This window comes from Acidovorax sp. LjRoot204 (genome assembly GCF_056175785.1).
The window spans coordinates 82,049-105,583 of the sequence record NZ_JBGFFF010000001.1 but is presented as its reverse complement, the minus strand read 5'-3'; the positions used below and the strand labels follow the sequence as shown (position 1 = coordinate 105,583).

General features: G+C 67.8%; 26 protein-coding genes. 13 read left to right on the top strand and 13 right to left on the bottom strand.

All coding sequences use genetic code 11. The features are described 5' to 3' along the window. On the bottom strand, positions 1-1,003 hold a 1,003-nt coding region (locus AC04MI_RS00485), incomplete at its 3' end, for a FecR family protein (RefSeq protein ID WP_476496889.1). A gap of 293 nt (positions 1,004-1,296) precedes the next feature. On the opposite strand from AC04MI_RS00485, the gene AC04MI_RS00480 reads away from it, so the two are divergent. Further along, positions 1,297-2,172 carry a gamma-glutamyl-gamma-aminobutyrate hydrolase family protein gene (locus AC04MI_RS00480; RefSeq protein WP_121941301.1) on the top strand — a complete coding sequence of 292 codons (876 nt, stop codon included), beginning with the start codon at positions 1,297-1,299 and terminating at the stop codon, positions 2,170-2,172. Here the strand turns inward: AC04MI_RS00480 and AC04MI_RS00475 are convergent. Next, positions 2,155-3,126 (bottom strand): LysR family transcriptional regulator, encoded by a 972-nt coding sequence (locus AC04MI_RS00475; protein WP_436076815.1) that lies wholly within the window; start codon positions 3,124-3,126, stop codon positions 2,155-2,157. The genes AC04MI_RS00480 and AC04MI_RS00475 overlap by 18 nt on opposite strands. Before the next feature lie 58 nt (positions 3,127-3,184). Here AC04MI_RS00475 and AC04MI_RS00470 point away from each other — a divergent pair, with 58 nt between their 5' ends. From AC04MI_RS00470 to AC04MI_RS00455, 4 genes are all read left to right on the top strand, one after another. Then, positions 3,185-3,535: a protocatechuate 4,5-dioxygenase subunit alpha gene (locus AC04MI_RS00470; protein WP_436076814.1), complete on the top strand. Its 351-nt coding sequence runs from the start codon at positions 3,185-3,187 to the stop codon at positions 3,533-3,535. Between the two features lie 119 nt (positions 3,536-3,654). After that, the gene (locus AC04MI_RS00465) at positions 3,655-4,500 is read left to right on the top strand and encodes a class III extradiol dioxygenase family protein (RefSeq protein WP_436076813.1); all 846 of its coding nucleotides are present in this window, start codon (positions 3,655-3,657) and stop codon (positions 4,498-4,500) included. Between the two features lie 136 nt (positions 4,501-4,636). Beyond that, positions 4,637-5,911 carry a putative DNA modification/repair radical SAM protein gene (locus tag AC04MI_RS00460; RefSeq protein ID WP_436076812.1) on the top strand — a complete coding sequence of 425 codons (1,275 nt, stop codon included), beginning with the start codon at positions 4,637-4,639 and terminating at the stop codon, positions 5,909-5,911. Between the two features lie 15 nt (positions 5,912-5,926). Further along, positions 5,927-6,916: a TIGR03915 family putative DNA repair protein gene (locus tag AC04MI_RS00455; RefSeq protein WP_436076811.1), complete on the top strand. Its 990-nt coding sequence runs from the start codon at positions 5,927-5,929 to the stop codon at positions 6,914-6,916. Here AC04MI_RS00455 and AC04MI_RS00450 read toward each other — a convergent pair. Both AC04MI_RS00450 and AC04MI_RS00445 read right to left on the bottom strand, forming a co-directional pair. Beyond that, positions 6,810-7,811, bottom strand: coding sequence for a pyridoxamine 5'-phosphate oxidase family protein (locus AC04MI_RS00450; RefSeq protein WP_436076810.1), 1,002 nt, complete (start codon positions 7,809-7,811; stop codon positions 6,810-6,812). The two genes, AC04MI_RS00455 and AC04MI_RS00450, sit on opposite strands and share 107 nt — an antisense overlap. Next, complete coding sequence (locus AC04MI_RS00445) at positions 7,808-8,449, bottom strand: glutathione S-transferase family protein (protein WP_436076809.1); 642 nt, start codon at positions 8,447-8,449, stop codon at positions 7,808-7,810. The genes AC04MI_RS00450 and AC04MI_RS00445 overlap by 4 nt, the downstream gene beginning before the upstream one ends. Before the next feature lie 117 nt (positions 8,450-8,566). Between AC04MI_RS00445 and AC04MI_RS00440 the strand changes: the two genes are divergently transcribed. After that, a complete protein-coding gene (locus AC04MI_RS00440; protein WP_436076808.1) occupies positions 8,567-9,505 on the top strand; it encodes a LysR family transcriptional regulator in 939 nt (312 codons plus the stop codon). 85 nt (positions 9,506-9,590) lie between these two features. Further along, the gene (locus AC04MI_RS00435; protein WP_436076807.1) at positions 9,591-9,917 is read left to right on the top strand and encodes a hypothetical protein; all 327 of its coding nucleotides are present in this window, start codon (positions 9,591-9,593) and stop codon (positions 9,915-9,917) included. Positions 9,918-10,070: 153 nt separating this feature from the next. On the opposite strand, the gene AC04MI_RS00430 is transcribed toward AC04MI_RS00435, so the two are convergent. Beyond that, on the bottom strand, positions 10,071-10,664 hold the full coding sequence (locus AC04MI_RS00430) for a TetR/AcrR family transcriptional regulator (protein ID WP_436076806.1): 594 nt from the start codon (positions 10,662-10,664) through the stop codon (positions 10,071-10,073). Between the two features lie 115 nt (positions 10,665-10,779). Between AC04MI_RS00430 and AC04MI_RS00425 the strand changes: the two genes are divergently transcribed. Both AC04MI_RS00425 and AC04MI_RS00420 read left to right on the top strand, forming a co-directional pair. Then, positions 10,780-11,607, top strand: coding sequence for an SDR family NAD(P)-dependent oxidoreductase (locus AC04MI_RS00425; protein WP_056067941.1), 828 nt, complete (start codon positions 10,780-10,782; stop codon positions 11,605-11,607). Between the two features lie 30 nt (positions 11,608-11,637). Next, positions 11,638-12,771, top strand: coding sequence for a thiolase family protein (locus tag AC04MI_RS00420; protein ID WP_436076805.1), 1,134 nt, complete (start codon positions 11,638-11,640; stop codon positions 12,769-12,771). 48 nt (positions 12,772-12,819) lie between these two features. Here AC04MI_RS00420 and AC04MI_RS00415 read toward each other — a convergent pair whose 3' ends face one another. The 6 genes from AC04MI_RS00415 to AC04MI_RS00390 all read right to left on the bottom strand — a co-directional run bounded on the left by AC04MI_RS00415 (position 12,820) and on the right by AC04MI_RS00390 (position 17,986). After that, a complete protein-coding gene (locus AC04MI_RS00415; protein ID WP_436076804.1) occupies positions 12,820-13,296 on the bottom strand; it encodes an FKBP-type peptidyl-prolyl cis-trans isomerase in 477 nt (158 codons plus the stop codon). Positions 13,297-13,457: 161 nt separating this feature from the next. Beyond that, positions 13,458-14,537, bottom strand: a complete 1,080-nt coding sequence (locus AC04MI_RS00410) for a pirin family protein (protein ID WP_436076803.1) — start codon at positions 14,535-14,537, stop codon at positions 13,458-13,460. A 226-nt stretch (positions 14,538-14,763) separates the two neighbouring features. Then, positions 14,764-16,209: an MFS transporter gene (locus tag AC04MI_RS00405; RefSeq protein WP_476496888.1), complete on the bottom strand. Its 1,446-nt coding sequence runs from the start codon at positions 16,207-16,209 to the stop codon at positions 14,764-14,766. 122 nt (positions 16,210-16,331) lie between these two features. Then, positions 16,332-16,820 carry a DUF1579 domain-containing protein gene (locus AC04MI_RS00400; RefSeq protein ID WP_436076801.1) on the bottom strand — a complete coding sequence of 163 codons (489 nt, stop codon included), beginning with the start codon at positions 16,818-16,820 and terminating at the stop codon, positions 16,332-16,334. 33 nt (positions 16,821-16,853) lie between these two features. After that, positions 16,854-17,513: a glutathione S-transferase family protein gene (locus tag AC04MI_RS00395; protein WP_436076800.1), complete on the bottom strand. Its 660-nt coding sequence runs from the start codon at positions 17,511-17,513 to the stop codon at positions 16,854-16,856. A gap of 44 nt (positions 17,514-17,557) precedes the next feature. Continuing rightward, the gene (locus AC04MI_RS00390) at positions 17,558-17,986 is read right to left on the bottom strand and encodes a VOC family protein (protein ID WP_288850840.1); all 429 of its coding nucleotides are present in this window, start codon (positions 17,984-17,986) and stop codon (positions 17,558-17,560) included. Positions 17,987-18,098: 112 nt separating this feature from the next. On the opposite strand from AC04MI_RS00390, the gene AC04MI_RS00385 reads away from it, so the two are divergent. Continuing rightward, the gene (locus AC04MI_RS00385) at positions 18,099-18,764 is read left to right on the top strand and encodes a TetR/AcrR family transcriptional regulator (RefSeq protein ID WP_476496887.1); all 666 of its coding nucleotides are present in this window, start codon (positions 18,099-18,101) and stop codon (positions 18,762-18,764) included. Between the two features lie 127 nt (positions 18,765-18,891). Here the strand turns inward: AC04MI_RS00385 and AC04MI_RS00380 are convergent, their stop codons facing one another. After that, entirely contained in the window at positions 18,892-19,878 is a 987-nt protein-coding gene (locus tag AC04MI_RS00380) for a helix-turn-helix transcriptional regulator (protein ID WP_436076799.1), read from the bottom strand. Positions 19,879-20,016: 138 nt separating this feature from the next. Here AC04MI_RS00380 and AC04MI_RS00375 point away from each other — a divergent pair, with 138 nt between their 5' ends. Continuing rightward, positions 20,017-20,745, top strand: coding sequence for an NIPSNAP family protein (locus AC04MI_RS00375; protein ID WP_436076798.1), 729 nt, complete (start codon positions 20,017-20,019; stop codon positions 20,743-20,745). Positions 20,746-20,794: 49 nt separating this feature from the next. Then, the gene (locus AC04MI_RS00370; RefSeq protein WP_422848066.1) at positions 20,795-21,331 is read left to right on the top strand and encodes a hypothetical protein; all 537 of its coding nucleotides are present in this window, start codon (positions 20,795-20,797) and stop codon (positions 21,329-21,331) included. 100 nt (positions 21,332-21,431) lie between these two features. Here the strand turns inward: AC04MI_RS00370 and AC04MI_RS00365 are convergent, their stop codons facing one another. Beyond that, entirely contained in the window at positions 21,432-22,343 is a 912-nt protein-coding gene (locus tag AC04MI_RS00365) for an oxidoreductase (protein WP_436076797.1), read from the bottom strand. A gap of 157 nt (positions 22,344-22,500) precedes the next feature. On the opposite strand from AC04MI_RS00365, the gene AC04MI_RS00360 reads away from it, so the two are divergent. Beyond that, the gene (locus AC04MI_RS00360) at positions 22,501-23,484 is read left to right on the top strand and encodes a LysR family transcriptional regulator (protein WP_476496885.1); all 984 of its coding nucleotides are present in this window, start codon (positions 22,501-22,503) and stop codon (positions 23,482-23,484) included. Positions 23,485-23,535: the final 51 nt, after the last annotated feature.

Here is a 23,535-nt window from a genome sequence, read left to right as displayed (position 1 = left end):
GGATCTGCACGCGCGCCAGTTGCGCCACCAGCGCCGGGTGGGCGGGCCAGCGCTGGAGCGCCGTGCGCAGCGTCCCGGCCGCTGCAGCCCCTTCCCCCTCCATCAGCTGCACGTCGGACTGCATGAGCCACGCGGGCAGCGGCGCGGCGTCCACCGCAGCCACCTGCCGCGTCAGCGACCCGCGTGCGGCCAGCAGGTCGCCCGCCTGCAGGGCCACAGCCGCATCAAACACATCCACCCATACAGGCGCTGCGGTAGTGCGCGCCTGCGCCAGCGCGGCACGGGCCGCCCCGAGGTCGCGTGCCGCCAGGGCATCCCGCACGGGCGCCAGCGCTGCAGGCACGGGCTCGGCCGACAGGTGGGGCACCGGGTCGGCACGCAGCGCGTTGACCCACTGGATGCGGTCTCGCGGCTGGCTCAGCACCAGCTTGACCGGGGCCTTGCCCACTTCGGCAAGCGCCGCTTCGTTGGCGCCCACCGACACCGAGCCCTGCGCGTTGGAAAACTCCACCGTGCCCGACAGCACGGTGATCAGCGTGCGGCCATCGTCCTCCACACTGATGTCCCAATCGGTGCCACGGATCGCAGCCGTCGCGGCCGGTGTCTCCAGGTTCAGGCGGCTGCCGTCGGCACGTTTGGTCTGCGTCCACGCACGGCCAGCGTTGAGCAGCAAGGTGGTCACGGGCTGTGCCGGGGTGGCCAYGCCCTTGACCTGCAGCACCGTGTTCTGGTGCAGTCGCAGCTGGGTGTCGTCCGCGAACAGCAGCGCCATCTTGGCGGCCTGGCGCGTGCGCACAAAGTCGCCCTGGGCCAGGGCCTGGGCCAGTCGGGCAGGGCCCCAGTCGGCTGCGGAGGCGGCACGCTGGTCACCTGTGCCTTGCAGGCTGATGATCTCTGCCGCCGCACCGGCGGGCACGGTGGCCTGTGCCACCAGCGGACAGGCGGCAGCTGTCGCGGCCACCAGCGCAGCCAGGGCGGACAAACGGAATTTTGGATGGGACATTTTTTCTGCTTTCGGGGAAGGCGTGCATCGCGCCACCGGGCGCCCCTCCCTGGCACCGGGTGAGCCGAAATTATGGCGATCAGCCCCCCAGATTTCGCCCGCGTCCCGTCGACATGCGGACACATTTCATGAAGAAAGCCACATTTCGTTGCAGGTTGTGGCGCTTTGCGCGCTCCACCAACCCATGCAGGCGACGCGCCGCTCCGCACGGCCCTTTCCTACAGACGCCACAGGGGGTGCGGTGCTACAACTGCAGGAATCACGCGCACAAGCGCTGCCCGGAGCTTTCCCCCATGCCTGCTGCCCCCCGCCTCAAGATTGGCCTGTCCGCCTGCTTTCAACACGCCGACCCTGCACGCCCGCTGTTCACGGGCAAGACGCTGCAGTATGTCGAGCAGTCCATCGCCCACTGGCTGATGTCGGCCGGTGCCATGGTGGTGATGGTGCCCTGTCCCACGGGCGAGACCGCGCGTGGTGACGTGACGCTGGACCACTACGCCGAATGGCTGGACGGCATCGTGATGCACGGCGGCGCCGACGTGTGGCCGGGCAACTATGGCGAGGAGCCCTTGCGCGAGGAGTGGGTGGGTGACCGCGTGCGCGACCTGTACGACCTGGCCGTGGTCAAAGCCTTTGCCCAGGTCGGCAAGCCCATCTTTGGCGTGTGCAGGGGCCTGCAGCTCATCAACGTGGCCTTTGGCGGCGCGCTGTACCAGGACATCGAGACCCAGCACCCTGGCGCGCAGCAGCACCGCAACGCCACCACCTACGACCAGCACTTCCACGACATCCAGATCCTGCCGGACTCGCATCTGGCCAAGCTGTACCCCAACACGCCACGCGCGCGGGTCAACAGCATCCACCACCAGGGCATCAAGCGGGTGGCTCCGGAATTTGTGGTCGAGGCACTGAGCGAACCCGATGGCGTGCCCGAGGCGATTCGCCTCAAACCCGCGCCAGGGCGCGGCTACATCGCCGCCACGCAATGGCACCCCGAGTTCCACAAGCAGGGCTCGGACACGCTGGACGACACGGCCATCCTGAATGACTTTCTGGCGGCTTGCGAACAAGCCAAGGCCCACCCGCGACCTGCGGCGCGCCCCGCGCCCTCGCTGCGGGAGCGGGCCGCGCGGCGGCTGCGTCAAGCACTGTCACGGCAGCGCAACTGACGCAGACGCCGGTGCACCCCTGCCCGGCGGCAACACCGCAAACAGCACTTCCTGCAGCTGTGCCCGCAACCAGCGGTGCGCCGCGTCCTGCTGGTAGCGCACATGCCAGATCAGGTACATGGGCAGGCTGGGGCAAGCCACTGGCACCGGCACATGCGCCAGCGCTGCCAAGGCGGTGCGCCCCATCAGCGATGGCGCGGTGGTGAGCAGCGCAGTCCCCCGCACGAACGCGGGCAGGGCCGCAAAGCCCGGCACACGCACCACCATGCGACGGCGCACGCCGCGCGCCTCCAGCAGCTGGTCCAGCTCCAGCCCCCGGCGCGCCTCGTAGGCCACGGTGGCGTGGTCCGCGGCCAGGTACTCGGTCTCTGACAGCGGAGCACTGCGCCCGGCGGGGTCGTAGAACACGCGGTACTGATCCTCCAACAAGCGCTTTTGCACGATGTCGGTGCCCTCCGGCGGGCGGGGGCTGATGACGAGCTGGCATGCGTCCGAGCGCAGCAACTCGGCGCTGGGCGCGCCGCTGGGCACGATGCGCAGCGTGACGCCCGGTGCCGCGCTGCGCAGGCGGGTGGCCAGCGCGGGCAGCAGCAGATCGCGCTGAAAATCGTTGGCCGCAATGGTCAGCTCGGTCTGCCAATGCAGCGGGTCAAACGCGGCCCCTTGGGCAAACCGCTGCATCTGGTGCAGCATGTCGCGCGCGGGCTGGGCCAGGGCCTCGGCCCGGGCGGTGGGCACGATGCCGCGCCCGCGCTTCACAAACAGCGGGTCGCCGGTGATGGCGCGCAGCTTGTCGAGCAGGTGGCTCACGGCCGACTGGGTGACGCCCAGGCGATCAGCCGCCGCCGTGATGCTGCCCGTCTCCAGCACGGCCAGCAGCAGCTTCAGCAGGTGTCCGTCCAGCGCTGATCCATCGAAATTGCTCATGCATTCGATGATGTTTTGAGGCTTCATCTTTGGCAATGCCGTCGCGACACTGCGGGCTGACTTACATCAAGCCCCGGAGACTTCCATGCCTTCCCCACTGCCCCCGATCCCCGGCACCACGCCGTTCAATGGCGACCAGGCCCGCAAGGGCTATGCGCTGAACAAGATGTGCTTCTCGTTCAACAACGAAGCCAACCGCAAGGCCTTTGTGGCCGACGAAGAGGCGTACATGAAGCAATACGGCCTGAACGAGCAGCAGGCCGCCGCCATCCGCGCCAAGAACGTGCTGCAGCTCATCGCCGCAGGCGGCAACGCCTACTACCTGGCCAAGTTCGCGGGCATTTTCAAGCTGGACATGCAGGACATCGGCGCGCAGCAGACGGGCATGACCAAAGACGCATTCAAGGCCATGCTCGTGGCCGCAGGAAAAGACTAAGCCCCCACGCTCCCCACTGCGTGTGGTTCGCTGCCCCCCAGGGGGGCCTCAGGCGGCTTGGGGCGGCCCGGCGCCGCCTGAACAACACACGCCACAACAACCTTCATCAGGAAAACGAAATGGCACAACTCATCGGCGGCCTCGGCACCTCGCACATCCCGGCCATTGGCAACGCCATCCACAAGGGCTTGCAAAACGAACCGTACTGGAAGCCCTTCTTCGACGGTTTTCCTCCCATCCGCCAATGGCTGGGCGAGAAGCAGCCCGACGTGGTGGTGATGTTCTACAACGACCACGGCCTGAACTTCTTCCTCGACAAAATGCCCACCTTTGCCGTGGGCGCAGCGGCGCAATACCACAACGCCGACGAAGGCTGGGGCATCCCCACGTTGCCGCCGTTCCCGGGCGAGGTGGACCTGTCGTGGCACCTCATCAACACACTCATCGAGCAAGAGTTTGACGTGACCACCTGCCAGGAGATGCTGGTGGACCACGCCTGCACGCTGCCGCTCAAACTCTTCTGGCCCGAGGGCGATTGCCCCGTGACGGTGGTGCCAGTGTGTATCAACACCGTGCAGTTCCCGCTGCCCTCGGCCAAGCGCTGCTACGCCCTGGGCAAGGCCGTGGGCCAGGCGATCCAGAGCTGGGACAGCAACAAGAAGGTGGCAGTAATTGCGTCAGGAGGCCTCAGCCACCAGCTCGACGGCGAGCGCGCGGGCTTCATCAACAAGGCGTTTGACCTGCAGTTCATCGAAAGCCTGACCACCAACCCCGAGTGGGCCACGCAGTTCAGCGTGCACGAGCTGGTGGAAAAGACCGGCACCCAGGGCGTGGAACTGCTGATGTGGCTGGCCATGCGCGGGGCGCTGTCCACCGCCAGCGCGGGCGTGCGGCGGGTGCACAGCAACTATCACATCCCCATTTCGAACACGGCCACGGCGGTGATGGCCCTCGAAACGGTGTAGTCCAGCAATTCTCAGGTGATTTTGGCTGCAAGCGCATGATTTTCATGCGCTTGCAGCTATCAAATAAGGAGCACATTGCCGCTATCGCTTGACCCCAGGCTGGCGTCAGACAATCAAAATACTGTAAATTCATCCAGTGAATTTACAGTCCAAACTCGCCATCCTGGCCGACGCCGCCAAGTACGACGCCTCGTGTGCATCGAGCGGCGCTGCGCCGCGCGACTCGGTGGGCGGGCGCGGCATGGGGTCCACCGAAGGCATGGGCATCTGCCACAGCTACGCGCCGGACGGGCGCTGCATCTCCCTGCTCAAGATTCTGCTCACCAACTTCTGCCAGTACGACTGCCTGTACTGCGTGAACCGCGTGACCAGCAACGTGTCCCGCGCGCGCTTCACGGTCGATGAGGTGGTGCAGCTCACGCTGGACTTTTATCGTCGCAATTGCATCGAGGGGCTGTTCCTCTCCAGCGGCATCATCCAGAGCCCCGACTACACCATGGAGCAGGTGGTGGAGGTGGCCCGCGTGCTGCGCGAGGAGCACGACTTTCGCGGCTACATCCACTTGAAAACCATTCCCGACGCATCGCCCGAGCTGATGCAGCGCGCTGGCCGCTATGCCGACCGCCTGTCCATCAACATCGAGCTGCCCACGGCCGAGGGCCTGAAGGCGCTGGCCCCTGAGAAAAACAGCGCCGCCATCGACCGGTCCATGGCCCGCATGGCGGTGCACATTGGCGAATCCCGCGCCGCGCGCAAGGAGCAGGCTGCACAGCCCATCGTGTCCATGCCGCAGTCGCGCACCACACGCCGCGCCAGCGTGCCGCACTTCGCGCCCGGCGGGCAGAGCACGCAGATGATCGTGGGGGCCGATGCCACCAGCGATCGCACCATCCTCGCCACCAGCGCGCGGCTGTATGGCGCGCACCGGCTGCGGCGCGTGTACTACTCAGCCTTCAGCCCCATCCCCGACGCCGCCCACGCCCTGCCGCTGGCCGCGCCACCCACGGTGCGCGAGCACCGGCTGTACCAGGCCGACTGGCTGATGCGCTTTTATGGCTTCACCCACGACGAGCTCGTGCCGACATCTCAGCAGGGCATGCTGGCGCTGGACATGGACCCCAAGCTGGCCTGGGCGCTGGCGCACCGCGAGCGCTTTCCGGTCAACCTCAACACCGCCCCGCGCGAACTGCTTCTGCGCGTGCCCGGGTTTGGTGTGCAGACGGTGGACCGCCTGCTGGCCGCGCGCCGCGTGCGCCGCCTGCGGCATGCAGACCTGGCGCGGCTGCATGTGCCGCTCAAGAAAGTGCTGCCCTTTGTGGAGGCGGCCGACTACCGCCCCGGCCGTGCGCTGGACGCTGCCGACCTCGCCGCGCAGTTGACGCCGCCGCCGGTGCAGCGCAGCCTGTTCTGAGTTGGAGAGGCCCGCATGCAGCGCCACACCATCACGCTGGACCACGCCACCGACTGGCCCGGTTTTCGCCAAGCGGCACGCGCCCTGGTGCAAGCCAACGTGCCTCCGCAGGCTGTGGACTGGCGCTGCCAGGCGGATGCCGCTGAAGACCTGTTCGCGCCCGAGCCTGCTGCCAGCGACACCTGGCCCAGCGCAGCCCCCGATGCGCCACCGCTGCGCGTGCCGCCCGACTTTGTGCACCTGTGCGAGCAGCTCATCCTGCACCGCGACCCGGGCCGCTTTGCGCTGATGTACCGCCTGCTGTGGCGCATGGCGCAGGGCGGCCATGAAGCCGACAGCGCGCGGCACGACCCGCTGGACGCCGACCGCATGTTGGCCCACCACATGGTCCGCAGCGTGCGGCGGGACATCCACAAGATGCACGCCTTTGTGCGCTTCCGGCCCGTGGTGGAACCCGACGGCCAGACCCTGCACATGGCCTGGTTCGAGCCCGACCACTACATCACCGTGGCCAACGCGGGCTTCTTCATCCGCCGCTTCACGCAAATGCGCTGGGCCATCCTCACCCCCGACGCCAGCGTGCGCTGGGACGGCCAGCAGCTGCACACCGGCCCCGGCGCGCAGCGCAGCGACGCGCCGGGGCCCGACGCAGGCGAGGCGCTGTGGCTCACCTACTACCGCCACATCTTCAACCCCGCGCGGCTCAAGCTGGCCATGATGAAAAAGGAGATGCCCACGCGCTACTGGCACAACCTGCCCGAGGCCGCGCTCATCACCGAGCTGGCGCAGACAGCACACGAGCGCAGCGCCAAGATGGTGGAGGCCGAGGCCACCGTACCGCGCAGGCGCATCGCGGGGACAACAACTCCCCGTGCGCGGCCCGCTGGTGGTGCCCCACTCAGTCCAGCGCTGCCTCGCGCATCACCCGGAACTGAGGGGCCGACACCGGCGGTGTCCAGCGCCACGGCAGCACCTGCGGCCGCCACAGGGCGCGCAGCACCGTGAGCCGCAGCACACGCTGTGCGCCGGGCCAGGCAGCACGCGCAGCGCGGTCCCACAGCACCTCGGCCTGCGCGGCAATGTGCAGCAAGCCGCCCTCTTCATAGTCCACCACCAGCAGGCCTGCCAGCGGGTGCAGCGCAAGGTTGCCCAGGGTGTTGAAGAACTGATTGCCAGGGTAGTCCGGCAGGCTCAGCACCACGCCGGCCTCCGTGTGCGCCACCTGCACAAAGCCCGGCTCACCGCCTCGGTGCGATACATCCACGCCTTCGCTGTGCCCGGCACCGGGGCGTGGCGCCGAGGCACTGGCGATGAACAGGGTGTCGGCACGCTGCACGCGCTCGATGGCGGCGGCGTCCAGTCCGGCGCCCAGCCACTGCACCGGGCCCGGAGCGGTCAGCGCAGCGCGCAGGCCTGGCTCCCGCGCCTGGATGTATTTGGGGCAGTTGCCAAAGCTCTGCACCACCTGCACGCCCAGACCGTTGTCGCCAAACGCTGCCACCCGCCCGTTCATGCGGTTGCGCCGCCGCGTGTGCGGCTCCAGCGCCAGCACGCCCACGGCCGCACCTGGCGCCAGGTGTGCAAGCACTGGGTCCTTGGAATCCGGCGCGGTCGCGATCTGCATGTGCTGCGCATCGGGGGTGTGCACAAACCCGGGCGGTCCGGCAAGCATCGTGGCCCACGGCTGGCCTTGTTCATCCAACGTCCCCAGCAGCAAGGTGGGCAGCTTTTCAAACAGCTCACGGTGCTGGTCGGGCATGTGGTCGCGCAGCACCATCGCACCCACGACCGCCATGCGCTCGCGCACGCCCACGCGCGCCTGCAAGGCCTGCTCACCGGGGTGGAATGCCTCGGGCGGCACCGGCACCCCAACCGATGCAGCGGGCACGGTGGCTGTCATGCCGCCACCTGCTCGGCAGCGGGCAGTTGGTCGGCCAGCACCGGATAGCCCGGCAAGGCCTGCATGCGCGCCACCCAGGCCGCAATGCGCGGGTAGGCATCCAGCGGCAGCCCTGCCAGGTGGGCCTGCGAGGTGTAGCTGACCATGGCCACATCGGCCAGGCTGGGCGCTGAGCCCCCGAGCAACCAGGCCCGCCCCTGCAGTTCGTCCTCCATGAAGGCGAGCAGGCGCTTGCCGGTGGCCTGCGCCACCTCGTTCACGGCACGGCCCGTCAACGTCGCAAAGCGCGGCCCCCCGATACCCGGCGCCAGAAAGCCCGCTGCCAGGCTGAACCAGCGCTGCAGCTGCGCCTGCCCCACGGCGTCTTGTGGCACCCAGGCACTGCTGGGGGCGTAGCGCTGCACCAGATACACCAGGATGCCATTGCTGTCGCTCAGCACCTGGCCTGCGTCCACCAGCACGGGCACCTGGCCCAGCGGGTTGAGTGCCAGAAACTCCGCGCGCTGGTGTTCGCCGCGCAGCAGGTTCACATCGATCAGCACATAGGGCAGGCCGAGCAGGGACAGCATCAGCTCCACGCGATGGCAATGGCCCGAGATGGGCATGCGGTACAGCTGGAGCGGGGTGGTGGGGAACATGGTGAAGCCTCGTCGGTGGGTGGGTGAAAAGATGGCTCGACGATATCTATTGCAATCTGCGATGTGAATAACCAATCACCGCTTTTCATAATTGCGACATCCGCAATAATTGGTTGCATGGACTATCTCGACACCCTGCGCTGTTTTGTGGCCGTGGCGGACGCTGGCGGCTTTGCCGTGGCGGGCCGGCGGCTGGGCTGCTCGGCCACGGCCGTCACGCGCGCCATCGCGGCGCTGGAGGCGCGGCTGGGTGTGCTGCTGTTCCAGCGCAGCACGCGCATGGTGCGCTTGACCGAGGCGGGCGAGCGCTTCTTGCACGACTGCCGTCCCCTCTTGAACGACCTGCACGAGGCCGAGCAGGCCGCCAGCGGTGCACAGGCCGAGGCCCAGGGGCTGCTGTCCATCACGGCACCGCAGATGTTCGGCATCCAGCATGTGGCACCCATCGTGCAGGGCTTTTTGCAGGCCCAGCCGCGCGTGCAGGTGCGCACTCTGTTCGTCAACCGCCTGGTGCATTTGCTCGAAGAAGGCATGGACGTGGCCATCCGCATCGCGCACCTGCCTGACTCCGGCCTCACTGCCGTGCAAGTGGGTGCGCTGCGCCGCCTGGTGGTGGCGTCTCCCGCCTACCTGGCGCAACACGGCAAGCCACGCCACCCGGCCGACCTGAGCAGCCACCGGGCCATCGGCTTCGCGTTTGACGCACGCGCGCCAGCGCCCTGGAAGTTTCGCGATGGCGCCACCGGCCAGCCGCAGTTCACCTGGATCAGCAACAGCAACGAGGTGGACATTGCCGCCGCAGAGGCGGGTATCGGCCTGACCCGTTGCCTCGCCTACCAGGCCGCTGCGAGCCTGCGCGCCGGGCGGCTGCGCATCGTGCTGGCCGACCACGAGCTGCCCCCCGTGCCCGTGCACATCGTGTACCCCGCAGGGCGGCGGGCCCCGGCGAAAGTGCGCGCCTTTGTCGAATGGGCACGCGAGCGCTTGACCAAGGAGCCGGTGCTGAACGGGCGCGGTCTGGGCCGCGGTAACGCCTTGTTGCCAATGACTTCGTAACCTGTCATCGCAACGCCTCCGAGCGCCGTTGCATAGCTAAGTCCGACGCTGTGTCGGGCGGTCATCCGATCTGAAAGGATTTCTCATGAACAAGCTCCTCGCTGCCCTGCTCGCCGGTTTCTTTGTGACCGCATCGTTTGCCCAAGCCCCTGCGGCCCCCGCAACGCCAGCACCCCCCGCGAAGGCCGCGGCGCCTGCGACCCCTGCCACATCGGCCATGCCTGCCACCCCAGCGACTCCGGCCACGCCCGCCACACCAGCGGCCAAAGCCGAAGCCAAGCCCGCAGTAACGCCAACCGCCACAGCGTCTGCCCCTGCAGAAAAGAAGGCAGAGAAGAAGGCGAAGGCCAAGAAGACCAAGGCAGCAGCAGAGAAAAAAGCCGACGCTGCCAAGCCTGAAGCAGCCAAGTAAGTTCCCAGTCGACCACTACACAAAGCCCGCTCTGCGGGCTTTGTGTTTTTCTATCTCAGGGTTCTATGCTGTCGCTGTAGCACCCGCAGAAATGCGAGGACAAGAAATGCGATCGCAAGATCCAGCGCGCTGCATTTCATGCACCGTGGGCACTCACCGCGCGACAGGCTCCGGCAAGCGCAGTGAGGCTGCGGTTGCATTCAGGATTTCGTTCGACAGCTCTTCATCGTCCACCGCGCGCGCCAACACCATGGCGCCTACCAGATTCGCATAGTCGGCCAGCGCACGCTGGCGCTTCGCAGCCTTGGTACGGCCAGGCACCAAGGTGGCCAGTCCTTCCAGTTGGGCGCGCACGCCCTCGGTCACGGCATGACGCACGGCCGGCCCCTGCCGGGCTGCATCACCGCCCAGTGCGGCCAGCAGACAACCCTGACCGGGTGCATCTCGGTGGCGGGGCGAAAGATAAGCCGCCTCGATAGCTGCCAAAGGGTCCTGCCCCTTATCCACAGCGTCACGCGCAATGGCTGCCCAGGCGGTCTGCAGCCGGTGCAAGGCCCTTGCGCTGGCCTGCGCCATCAGCTCGTCCTTGGACGCAAAGTGCCCATAGAACCCGCCATGCGTGAGCCCCGCGCTCTTCATGAGGTCGGCCACACCAATGCCATCGAAACCCTTTTCGCGGAACAACTGCGCGGCCGCATCAAGGATGCGCTCACGGTTTTCCGCCATCTGTTCCTTGCTGACCTTCATTGTCTACCTCTCCTCGGACTGCAAGCCCTGAAACTTAGTCTTGACATTTTAAATGATGATCATCATATAATTTAAACGTGACGATCATCATCTAAAACAGATTTCAGGAAACCTTATGACCACCACAGAGAACCATTCCTCTCGCCCCTCTCTGGGCACAGCCCTCATCACTGGCGCTTCGTCCGGCATTGGTGCCGTGTACGCGGACCGTCTCGCGCGCCGTGGCTACGATTTGATCCTGGTTGCGCGTGACTCCGCACGCCTGGCTGCACTCGCCCACCGCCTGGCGCAGGAGACCGGGGTGAAGACTGAGGTGCTGCAGGCGGACCTCACCGACCGCAGCGACCTGGCCCGTGTGGAGCAGCGTCTGCACGGCGACGCCGGCATCACGCTGCTGCTCAACAACGCGGGCATTGCAGTGACAGGGACATTGCTGGACGCCGATATCGATGCCGTGGAACGCATGGTGGCGCTGAACGTTCTGGCACCCACCCGGCTCGCTGCGGCTGCAGCCAAGGGCTTTGCGGCACGCAAGGCGGGCACGCTGATCAACATTGCCTCCGTTCTGGCACTGCTGCCGGAGATGTTCAGCGGCACGTACAGCGGCACCAAGGCTTACCTGCTGAACCTCACCCGGTCCCTGCAGCAGGAGCTGGGGCCAATAGGCGTCCGCGTGCAGGCGGTGATGCCGGGAGCAACACGCACCGAGATCTGGGATCGCGCGGGTACACCCATCAGCCACCTGCCGCAAGACATGCTGATGGACGTGGACGCCATGGTGGATGCCGCGCTGGCCGGTCTGGATCAGGGCGAGGCGGTGACCATCCCCTCGCTGGAAGCGGTGCACGAGTGGAACGCGCTGGAAGATGCGCGCCGGGCGCTCGGGCCTTTCCTGTCGCTGCGTCAGCCAGCCCGACGCTACGCGGTCACCACCAGCGCCTGAGCCTTCCTGCACCACAACCGAGGTCTGACCATGCAAGCACTGATTTCTGCCTATGCCCGCTCCCCGTTCCACTTCGCCCGCAAGGGGGCGTTGGCCGATGTGCGGCCCGATGCCCTCGCCGCGCAGGTGGTCACGGGTCTGTTGAAACGCACCGGAATCGACCCTGCAACCCTGGAAGACGTGATTGCCGGCTGCGCGTACCCGGAGGCAGCACAAGGCAACAACATCGCGCGCATCGTGTCGCTGCTGGCGGGCCTGCCACACGAAGTGGGCGGCATGACGGTGAACCGCTTTTGCGGATCGTCCATGTCCGCTATTCACATCGCCGCCGCGCAGATCGAGGCGGGCCTGGGCGAGGCCTTTCTGTGCATCGGTGTCGAGTCCATGACCATGGTTCCGCAGGGGGGCTTCAACTTCTCGGCCCACCCCACGTTGTACGAGCACAGCGATACGTACATCAGCATGGGAGAGACGGCCGAGAACGTGGCCCACCGATACGGGGTGAGCCGCGCTGATCAGGAAGCACTGGCCGTCTCGTCGCACCACAAGGCTGCGGCGGCGCGTGAGGCGGGGCTGCTGAAAGACGAAATCGTGCCCATTACCCTGGCGTCGGGCGACTGGGTCACTCAGGACGGCTGCATCCGCCCCGGCACCACACTGGAAGCACTGGCGGCGCTGCGGCCCGCATTCCGCGCAGATGGTGTGGTGACCGCTGGCACCTCGTCGCCGCTGACCGATGGTGCAGTGGCTGTCTTGGTGACCACCCACGCATATGCAGCGCGGCACGGCCTGGCCCCGCTAGCCCGCATCCGCGCAATGGCCACTGCGGGCGTAGATCCCGCGTACATGGGCATGGGCCCCGTACCCGCCACACGCAAGGCACTGGCCCGAGCGAAGCTGTCGGTCAGTGATCTGGATGTCGTGGAGATCAATGAAGCGTTTGGATCGCAAGCCCTGGCGTGCATCCGCGAACTGGGCCTGCGCGAAGACACCGTCAATCTGGATGGGGGTGGGCTGTCCATCGGCCACCCGCTGGGCGCCACCGGTGCGCGCATCACGGGCAAGGCCGCTGCGCTGCTGCAGCGCGAGAAGGGCCGCCATGCGCTGGCCACACAGTGCATTGGTGGCGGCCAGGGCATTGCGACGGTGCTGGAGGCCCTATAAGCAGCAGAGGCAAATCAGAGGCCCGCGCAGCGGCCTCTGGAATGACTATCAGTGGTGGTGGCCATGCGCACCATGCACATGGCGGTGCGCAACTTCTTCGGGGCTGGCAGCGCGCACTTCAGTGACCTTGCAACTGAAGGTCAACGCCTGGCCTGCCAGCGGGTGGTTGCCGTCCAGATGCACTTCGGGGCCCTTGATCTTGACCACATTGAACACGGCGGGCTGGCCGTCGTTGCCCACGCCCTGCAGCTGGCCGCCGACCTTCACGCCGGGCGGGAACTCGCTTTTGGGGATGGTGCGCAATAGGCTTTCATCGCGCGCGCCAAAGGCGTCTTCCACCGCCAGCTGCAGCGTGGTGCTGAAGCCCACGGCCTGGCCATCGAGTGCGGCCTCGACCTTGGGGAAGATGTTTTCGTAGCCGCCGTGCAGGTACGACAGGTGCCCCGCATCCAGCGGCTTGCCCTGGGGGGTGGTGACCTTGTAGGTGATGGTGACGGCGGAGTCTTTGGTGATGGTGGTGGCCATGGTGGTGCTTGCGCTTTCAGGCGGTGAAGAATCGGCGCGGGGCTGGCAGGGGTATGCCACCAGCCGCCGCGCGGGTCAGAACGAAACCCCGGATTGTCCACGAGGCGCCGGACGGCTGCCGCAGGGCCTCGTGGAAGCTTGGCAGGGCCTGGTGAACAACCCTATGCGCCCGCCGGGGCCTCGGCTGGGCGCTCTTCCTCCGTCTGGCCGGGGTAGCGCGCAAAACGCCGCGCTTCGGTGCCGTGCACCGGGTCCTGGTCGGGCCAGGGCCAGCCGCCGAACTGGGTACGGCGGTAGTCGTTCATGGCTTGCATGATCTCGGCCTGTGTGTTCATCACAAACGGGCCGTACTGCGCCACGGGCTCGGCGATGGGCTGGCCTTGCAGCAGCAGGCATTCCAGCGGCGTGGCGCCAGTGTTGGTCAGCTGCCAGTCCTGCCCGGCCACCAGCTCCAGCGCGGCGTGCTGGCCCACATCCTGCGGGCCCACGCGCAGGCTGTCGCCCACAAAGAAGTACAGCATGCGGCGCGTGCCCTGGCCGCGCGCGGCGGGCAGCGTCCACTGCGCGCCGGGGTCCATGTGCAGCGTCCAGATGGCCACATCGCCCTCGGGCTGCGAAGCCCAGGACTCGGGTGGCGGCGCCAGCGGCGCGGGCGCGCCGGGCAGGGCGCCCGCCACCACCGTCACCGTGGTGGCGCGACCTGCATCGTCGTGGTGGACCAGGCGCGGAATGCGCTCGTTCCACAGCATGGTGAAGTGCGGCTCCACCATCTTGTTCTTCGCGGGCAGGTTCAGCCAGATCTGGAACAGCTCCAGCGGGTTGGGCTCGGTGGCGTTGAGCAGCGGGAACATCTCTGAATGCACGATGCCCTTGCCCGCCGTGACCCACTGCACATCGCCCCCGCCAAAGCGCGCGGCGGCGCCCAGCGAGTCGGAATGGTCGATGAGGCCCTTGCGCACGAGGGTCACGGTTTCAAAGCCCCGGTGCGGGTGGCCCGGAAAGCCCGGCACCGTGTCGCCGTGGTACATGCTCCAGCCATCCTTGCGGCTGAAGTCGCTGCCGATCTGGCGGCCCTCCAGCGACACGGCGGGCGCAAATGCGCCATTGCTTGCGGGATAGGCGTCGTCATGGTGGGCGCAGAACAGGAACGGGTCCATCGTGGGCCACAGCGGACCCAGCGCCTGGGCCTGCACGACGGGCAGGCTGGCGGCAGACGAAGACACGGTGGGGGAGGACGACATCAAGGACTCCTTGGGTTTGCGCCACCGGCTATCGGGCAGCACGCCTGCCAAAGATAAGGCCAGCGGCCGCTTTCAGAAGTGCGCTGGGTGGAACAGTGCGGTGCGGCATACAGGACAGTGCCGCACAGCGTGCGCACACAGCTTCGTCACCATTTCAAGCCAAAATGACTGCATGCGCTAGTGGAATATGCCCAATCAGCTATCAATTAAATAGCGCCCTATCTCCTCATACGGCACCCGCGTGGGAAGGCGCGGCGGCGGACGGTGGCGGTGCTGGGCGCAACACGAAACCACCCAGCATGGCGGCCACCAGCGAGCACAAGGCCGACACCCAGAACGCCAGCTGGTAGCCCGCATTGAGCGCCTGCTGCACGCTGGCCCCGGCCTGGCGCAGGTGGTCGGTGCGCGCATCGGCCAGGCTGGCCAAGATGGCGAGGCCCAGGGCGCCRCCCATCATGAAGGCCGTGTTSACCACSCCCGAGGCCAGSCCCGAGTCTTCGGGCTTCACATCGCCCATGGCGGCCAGCAGCAGCGGGTTGAGCGCAATGCCGGCGCCCACGCCCAGCAGCAGCATGCCGGGCAGCACGTGGATCACAAACCGCCCCTCGGTGGGCGCGAGTGCAAACAGGGCCAGGCCCACCGCCGCCAGCAGCAGCCCCCAGCCCAGCGTGCGGCAAATGCCAAAACGCATCACCACCCAGGCCGACAGCCCCAGCGAGCAGCCCGCCATGATGAGATTGGACGGCAGGAACGCCAGGCCCACCTGCATGGCGTCGTAGCCCAGCACCAGCTGCATGTASAGCGCSGAMAKRAAGAACCACGCRAACATSGMSGCCGCCCACAGCACGCCCACCACGTTGGAGATGGCCAAATTGCGCAGCCGCAACAGCGGCAGGGGCACCAGCGGCGCAGCCACATGCGACTCGATGAACAAAAAAGCCGCCAGCAGCGCCGCCGCAGCCCCCAGCAGCCCCAGCGACTGCAGCGAGGTCCAGCCCGCCGCGTTGCCGTTGACGATGGCGTACACCGCGAGCATCAGCGACGCGGTGATGGTGACGGCGCCCGCCAAGTCCAGCCGCTGTCCGTGGGCCTGCCCCTTGCCGCCCGGCAGCAGCGCCAGGCAGGCCAGGTAGATGGCCACGCCCACGGGGATGTTGACCAGAAAGATCCAGTGCCAGCTCAATGCGCTGGTGAGCACCCCGCCCAACAGCACCCCAATGCTGCCCCCCCCGGCACACACAAAGCCGTAGACACCCATGGCGCGCGCTCGCTCGCCGGGCTCGGTGAACAGATTCATGATGAGCGACAACGCCACGGCCGACACCACCGCGCCGCCCACGCCCTGCACCGCGCGCGCCGCCACCAGCAGCCCCTGCGTATTGGCCAACCCGCAGGCCAGCGATGCGATGGTGAACAGCGTGATGCCCGCCAGGAACAGCCGCCGGTGGCCGTACAGATCGCCTAGCCGCCCACCCAGCAGCAGGCAGCCGCCAAAGGTAAGCATGTAGGCGTTGACCACCCACACCAGCGAGGTTTCGGTAAAGCCCAGGTCGGCCTTGATGCTGGGCAGCGCGACATTCACGATGGTGGTGTCGAGCACGATCATCAGCTCGCCCAGGCACAGCAGGATGAGTGCGGGCCAGCGAGCGCGGCCTTCGATACGGAGGGTCATGGGACAGCGGAAATCAGAAGAGATGGACAGCGCAGTGTGTCACGCGCGTTGCGCTTGGGACTGGCGGAGTTCCACGCCAGTCCACCGGTTGCTCCCCCACCAGGGGGAAGCCGCGCAGCGGCTCAGGGGGTTCTCGTGTACTTGGCTTGCATGAACTGCTTCCAGCTGCCGTCCGGCTGCTGGCCGAATGAGGTGAGCGTGCGCTCATTGGCGCTGACGAGGGTGATCACGTCCCGGTAGCGCACGGTGACGCCATCGTTCTTGAAGCTGGGGCCTTCGGTCTCCAGCGTCAGCACCTTCTGGTCCGCATCGAGCGTGCCACGGTACACCCACAGGTGGGTCATCATCGAGCCCACCCAGGTGCCGACGAACGCCTGCTGGCCCGGGTCGTAGCCCAGCGTCATCAGCATGCGGGCGTCGCCGCCCCCGCCGGGCATGGAGCCCGCCCCTTCGCAGAGCACCCACAGGCTGCCCAGCGCGCGCACTTGCTCGGTGCCCCGGCTTTGCGCGGGGGGTTCGCCTGGGCCCATGTCGGCCAGGGATTCGCAGGTCCAGTCGCCCAGCAGCTGCTGCAGCCAGCGATGCATGGCGTGGGGTTCGGGGTTCATCATGGGATGCTCCTGGTGTCGTGGTGCGGGCGCTGCTCAGTCGCGGTCGGGCGCACCGAGCGGAAAGTAGTGGCGGTAGGGGCGCCCGCCCTCCACCGCGCGTGCAAACGAGGGGCGCGCCAGCAGCCGGGCACGGTACGTGCGCAGCTGCGGGTAGGTGGCCGCGATGGGGTGCGTCCAGTCGGCATAGAACAGCGAGGGCGCCGCAGCGCAGTCGGCCAGCGAGAACGGCTCGCCCGCCGCCCAGGTGCGCCCTGCCCACATGCCCTCCAGCCAGGCGTAGGCTTTCTCCAGCTTCTCCGCAGCCCAGGCCACGCCTTCTGCCTTGCGCTCGGCGTTGCCGGTCAGCGCGGCATTGACCGCGTGCTGCACCGGGGCCATCACGTGCAGGTCAAAGAAGCGGTCCATGAAGCGCACGTCCAGTGCCGCCCGGGGGTCGGCAGGAATCAGCGGCACGGGCCCCGGGTGCGCGAGCTGCAGGTGCTCGATCACGATGCTGCTTTCGACCACCGCGTGGTCACCGTCCACCAGCACCGGAAACTTCGCCAGCGGCCAGTGGCGCAACCAGTCGGCCGAATGGCTGACGGGCTCTGCGGGGTCGAGATTGAGCAGTTCGAACGATGTCCCGTTCTCGTACAGCGCGATCAGCACCTTCTGGGTGTAGGACGAAAAAGGGTGGCCATAGAGAGCGAGCATGCGGGTTCCTGTGGGGGAGTCGGTGGGGGTGATAGCGGTTGCACTCATTCAGGGGCCACCACCATCCAGGGCACGCCAAAGCGGTCGGCCACCATGCCAAACGCCTGCGAGAAAAAGGTCTTGCTGAGCGGCATCTGCACCTTGCCACCATCGGCCAGCGCGTCGAAATAGCGTTTGGCATCGGCCGCAGTGGCGGGGCTCAGCGCCAGCGAGATGCCCTGGAAGTTCGCGTGGCCCGAGCCCATGCCGTCCGACGCCATGATCTGCGTGTCGCCCACGGTGAACGAGGCGTGCATGACCATCTCGGGCGTGGGGCCCGGGCCGCTGCCATCGGCGCAGCCCTCGCCGGCGGCGGGCTCGGGGTTGTCCTTGTAGCGCATGAGCATGGTGACTTGGGCGCCCAAAGCGTGGCGGTAAAACTCCAGCGCTTCATCGCAGCGGCCTTCGAACATCAGGTAGGGCTCGACTTTCATGGGGGTCTCCTGGGGAACATGGACGGGGCAGGAAGGGTTTCGGCGCGCAATTGTGAACACCGTCCACAAACAATAACAAAGATAATGGACAGTGTCCACATCCCAACGATCCATGACCGTAAGCACCCGCAACAAAGCTGCCCCCTCCAGCGCACCCGCCGCACGCGCCACCTACCGCCACGGGGATCTGCACCGTGCGCTGCTGGACGCGGGCATCGAACTGGCGCGCCAGGGCGGGCCGGATGCGGTGGTGCTGCGCGAGGCCACACGCCGCGCGGGTGTGGCACCCAATGCGGCCTACCGCCATTTCGCCAACCGCGACGACCTGCTGGGCGCCGTGCGCGCCGCTGCCGTGGCCGCCGCCGCGCGGTCCATGGAGGCCGAGCTGGCCCTTGTGCCCACCACCGGCACGCCCACCGAGCAGGCCCACGCCAAGGTGCGCGCCGTGGGCGCCGGCTACCTGCGGTTTGCGCACACCGAGACAGGGCTCTTTCGTACCGCCTTCGGTGGCCGCTTCACGGTGCAGCAAACCCCCGACCCCGCCATGGGCGGTGCCACGGGGCTGAACCCCTTCCAGCACCTGAGCGCCGCACTGGACGACCTGGTGGCCGCGGGCGCCCTGCCGCCCGGGCGCCGCCCCGGCGCCGAATACCTGGCCTGGTCSRCCGTGCAYGGCMTGGCGCTGCTGGCCATCGACGGGCCGCTGCGCGGCACGCCCCAGCAAATGCTGGACCTGCTGGGCCAGCGGTTGCTGGACATGGTGGAACGGGGGCTTTGAGCGCACCGCGCACGCCGGGTCCACTCAAGAACTGCCTTGGAACAGGCTTCGATGATCCTATGGGCCGGTAGCGCCCACAAACAATGCCCTTGCTGCTATCTAATTTGCAGCAGATATTTCCCATGCCTCATCCGGCCGCCAGCCCATACAGCCGCGCCGTGGCCTGCACCCGCGCCACCAGCGCGCGGCGCAATGCCACGGGCCGCAGCACTTCCACCTGCGGCGACAACCGCATCAGCTGCCCGCAGGCATGCTCCACCGACTCGATGGGGATCGTCACGGCCGTGCGGCCGTCCTTGCGGCGGGACGGAGGGGCGGCGGCCACCGCTCGGGCCACGGCGCTGCTGAGCGCGCGCAGACCGCGCAACCCGTCGGGCGTGGCCAGCAGTGCGGCCTCGCCCGTGTACAGGCCTGACTCAAAACGCCGGATCGACGCGGCCCAGTAGCCCGGCAGGTCAAAGCGTGCGGGGCGCCTGGCTGGTTGGTCCAGCGCCGTGGCCGCGAGGATGTTCGACACCCGGTAGGTGCGGGGCCCGCGCGTGTCGGCTCCCGTGGGCAAGGCCACCAGGTACCACACGCCCGCTTTCAGCACCAGGCCCAGCGGGCTCACCGTGCGCTCTGCCGTGCGCGCCCAGCCCTCATAGCGCAGGGTGATCTGGTGGCCACTCCATACGGCGGCTGCCACCGTGGGCAAATGCGGCGTGGGGTCGCTCTCGCGGTACCAATCCACGGGGTCCAGGTGCAGGCGCGTGCTCACGCGCTGCGCGTCGTCGCGCCAGGCGGCGGGCAGTGCGGCCAGCAGCTTCAGGCGCGCCCCCGCCACATCGCCGCCCAGGCCCAGGTCCTGCGCAGGGCCGGGCAGGCCGCTCAAGAAAACGGCCTGCGCCTCCGACGGCGTGAGGCCTGTGAGCGTGGTCTTCCAGCCCGGCAGCAGCGCAAAGCCACCATGGCGCCCCCGCTCGGCATAGATGGGCACGCCCGCAGCGCTGAGCTGGTCCACATCGCGGTACAGCGTGCGCACCGACACCTCCAGCGCCTCGGCCAGCGCCTGCGCGCTCATGCGGCCACGCGTCTCCAGCAACATCTGAAGGGACAACAAACGGCTGGCGCGCATGGGTTTTGGCAGGGGTGGTGCAAAAAGACAGAACACCAAAGATAGCGCAAATACCTGCCATGGGTTGGCAGGTATCGGTGCGCACACTGCAGGCCTGTCTTGGCCTTGTTGCCCTCCCTACCTTTTCAGGAGCCCCCAATGCTCACCACCGATCCCCACGCCATCGTCGAACTGCGCCAGTACACCTTGCACCCCCAACAGCGCGAGGTGCTCATCGACCTGTTCGACCGGGAGTTTGTGGAAACCCAGGAGGCGCTCGGCATGCGCGTGCTGGGCCAGTTCCGCGACCTRGACCGGCCCGACCGGTTCGTCTGGCTGCGCAGCTTTGCCGACATGCAGGCGCGCCACCGCGCGCTGGAGGGCTTCTATGGCGGCCCCGTGTGGGCGGCACACCGCAACGCCGCCAATGCGACCATGATCGATTCGGACAACGTGCACCTGCTCTGCCCCGCCTGGCCCGGCGCCACGACGGCCCTGCCACACCATGCAAGGCCGCAGCCCGGCGCGCAGGGTGCCACCGCTGGCGTCCTGCAGGTCGCCGTGTTGCCGTTGCGTGAGCCCGCCACACCACCACTGCTGGACTTCTGCCGCCACCGCATGACGCCCACCCTGCAGCGCGGTGGCGCGCGCCAGATCGCCTGGTTCTGCACCGAGCCCAGCCCCAACACGTTTGCCCGCCTGCCGGTACGCGAAGGCGAACCCGTTCTGGTGGGCCTGGCCCTGTTTGGCGACGAGGCTGCGCTGACATCGTTTACCGACAGCGGGGTCTGGGCGCGTGACGTGGTGCCCGGTCTTGCGCCCTGGCTGGCGGCAGAGCCCGAGGTGCTCCGCCTGCAGCCCACCGCGCGCTCGGCGCTGCATGCGTGACGCACCGCACACCTCTCCCCTGACGCATCAACCACCACGGAGCCCCACCATGTCCACCTCAGCCCGCCTCACTCCCATCCCGTCGCCCACCGTGGCGCCCAGCGCTGCGCGCGACTTCGACTTTCTCATGGGCCCCTGGCGCATTCGCAACACGCGGCTGGTGCGCCGGCTCGCGGGCTGCCACGACTGGGAGGTGTTTGACGCCACGGGCACCGCACGTCCATTGCCCGGTGGCATCGGCAACTTCGACGACTTCACGCCGCTGGCATGGAAGCCCGGCTACGTGGGCATGGCACTGCGTGTGTTCAGCCCCGTGACGCAGCGCTGGAGCATCTACTGGCTGGACAACCTCACGGGCGGCCTGGACCCGGCCAACGGCCTGCTGCTGCCGCCCGTGGTAGGCGGCTTCCAGGGCGGTGTGGGCCTGTTTGAAGGCGAGGAGCTGTTCGAGGGCCGCCCGGTGCGCGTGCGCTTCGAGTGGTCGCAGATGCACACCGGCGCCCCGCGCTGGCAGCAGGCGTTTTCGGACGATGGCGGCGCGACCTGGGAGGTGAACTGGGTGATGGAGTTTGCACGGCCTGTGTGAGCGTGGTCAGCCCCCAGCACCAGGCCCAAAAATGGGAGACCCAACAGCCCCTGCCGCCTGATGGCAGGGTGCTGCCAGCTACCCCAAGAGGAGCAGGGACTCACGCCGCCTGAAGCGCGGCTTCCTGCACCGGGAAGTCTGTGGACGCCGCCACCGCACGCCACTGCGCCGTCTCTTTTGCCACGAAGGCATGTTTATCAGCAATGGTTTGGAGCGTGTCCGTGCCCAGCGGCAGGCGCAGCGGCGGCGTGGGGCTGGCCACCAGCTGCATCACGGCCTGGGCCAGGCGCACCGGGTCCCCGGGCTGGTTCAGGTTGATGCGGCGGGCGGCTTCGCGCACGGCACCGGCGCTCTCGGCGTAGTCGTCCAGCACGCTGGGCGACACGGCCAGCGAGGCGCTGTCCAGAAACTCGGTGCGAAAGTACCCCGGCTCCACCACCGTGGCGTGGATGCCCAGCGGCGCCAGCTCGGCATGCAGCGCCTCGGTGATGCCCTCGACCGCAAACTTGGTGGAGCAGTACAGACCAAACCCGGCGGCCGACTGCACACCGCCCAGCGACGAGATGTTGACCACATGCCCGGCGCGGCGCGCGCGCATGGTGGGCAGCACGGCGCGGGTCACATGCAGCAGGCCGAACACGTTGGTGTCGTACAGGCGCCGCACCTCGTCGGCGGTGGCCTCTTCCACCGCGCCCAGCAGGCCGTAGCCTGCGTTGTTGACCAGCACGTCGATGCGGCCGAAGCGGTCGAGCGCCGCGCCTACGGCATGGCGGGCCTGGGCCTCGTCGGTCACGTCCAGCGCCAGGGGCAGCAGGGCATCGTGTGCGCCCAAGCGCTTTTCAACCGAGGCGGCATCGCGTGATGTGGCGATGACGGCATCGCCCTGGGCCAGCGCAGCCTCGGCAATGCGCGCGCCGATGCCACGCGAGGCGCCGGTGATCAGCCAGACGCGGGGGTACGAAGAACGGGTGGTGGTCGTGGCTGTGGTGGGGGTGGTGTGTGCGGCGTTCATGGTTGGTCCTTGAGGTGGTGTTGAGCAATGGGCGGTGCCCATGGCGGTGAACTTTAGGCAAGCCATTGCCATGCGACTAGCCCATAATCTCTGGATTCATTCGCAAGCAATGCTTGCCAATCCACCACGCAGCCGCCCCGCACAATGCCTGTCCACCATGGCCATCAATGAACTGCGCGCCATCGCCAACTTCGTCAAGGCCGCCGAGCTGGGCAGCCTGCGCCAGGCGGCGGCCGCACAGGGCATCACGCCGCAGGCGTCCAGCCAGCTGCTGGTGCAGCTCGAATCGCACCTGGGCGTGCGACTGTTCCACCGCACCACGCGSMGCCTGAGCCTGACCGAAGAAGGGCGCCAGTTCCTGGTGTCGGCGCAGCCGGGCCTGGCCACGCTGCAGCAGGCGGTGCAGGGCGCGCGGCGCGGGCGCGAGGCAATGGCGGGGCCGCTGCGCATCGTGGCGCCGCGCTCCATCCTGCTGGAGGTGATCTGGCCGGTGCTTGACGAGTTCTGCCGCCGCCACCCGCTGGTGGAGCCCGATGTGCAGCTGGACGACCGCATCGACAACTGGGTGGAAGACCGCGTGGACGTGGGCTTCCGCTCGGGCTACCCGCCCGAGGGTGGCGTGGTGGCGCGGCGGCTGCTCACGCTGCAGCTCATCGTTTGCGCCGCGCCCGCCTACATCGCACGCCACGGTGCGCCGGCCAGCATCGACGACCTGGCGCAGCACCGCTGCAGCGGCTTTCGCCATGCATCCACCGGCAAGCCCATGCCCTGGGAGTTCCAGGTGGGCGACGACATCGTGGCGCGCACCATCCACCCCACCTTCTGCACCAACGACATCGAGGTGGAGGCCCGTGCGGTGCTGGGCGGCCACGCGGTGGGCCAGCTGGTGGGCGTGACGGCCGCGCCGCTGGTGCGCAGCGGCCAGCTGGTGCCGCTGCTGCCCCAGCATGTGGCGCAGCACCTCGCGCTCTACGTGTACTACGGCAGCCGCACGGCGCTGCCAGCGCGCGTGCGGGCCTTCATCGACCTGGCGGTGGAGATGGTGGCCCACAACCCCGCCCACCTGCTCACACCCAAAGAGCTGGCGACCCACGGCCCGGCTGTACAGAAAAAGCCCCGGGCGCGAAAGCCCACGCCGTGAGCGCCGTGCTGACAGCTCAGAAGGTGTGAACGGATCCGGCGTGTCCGAGCA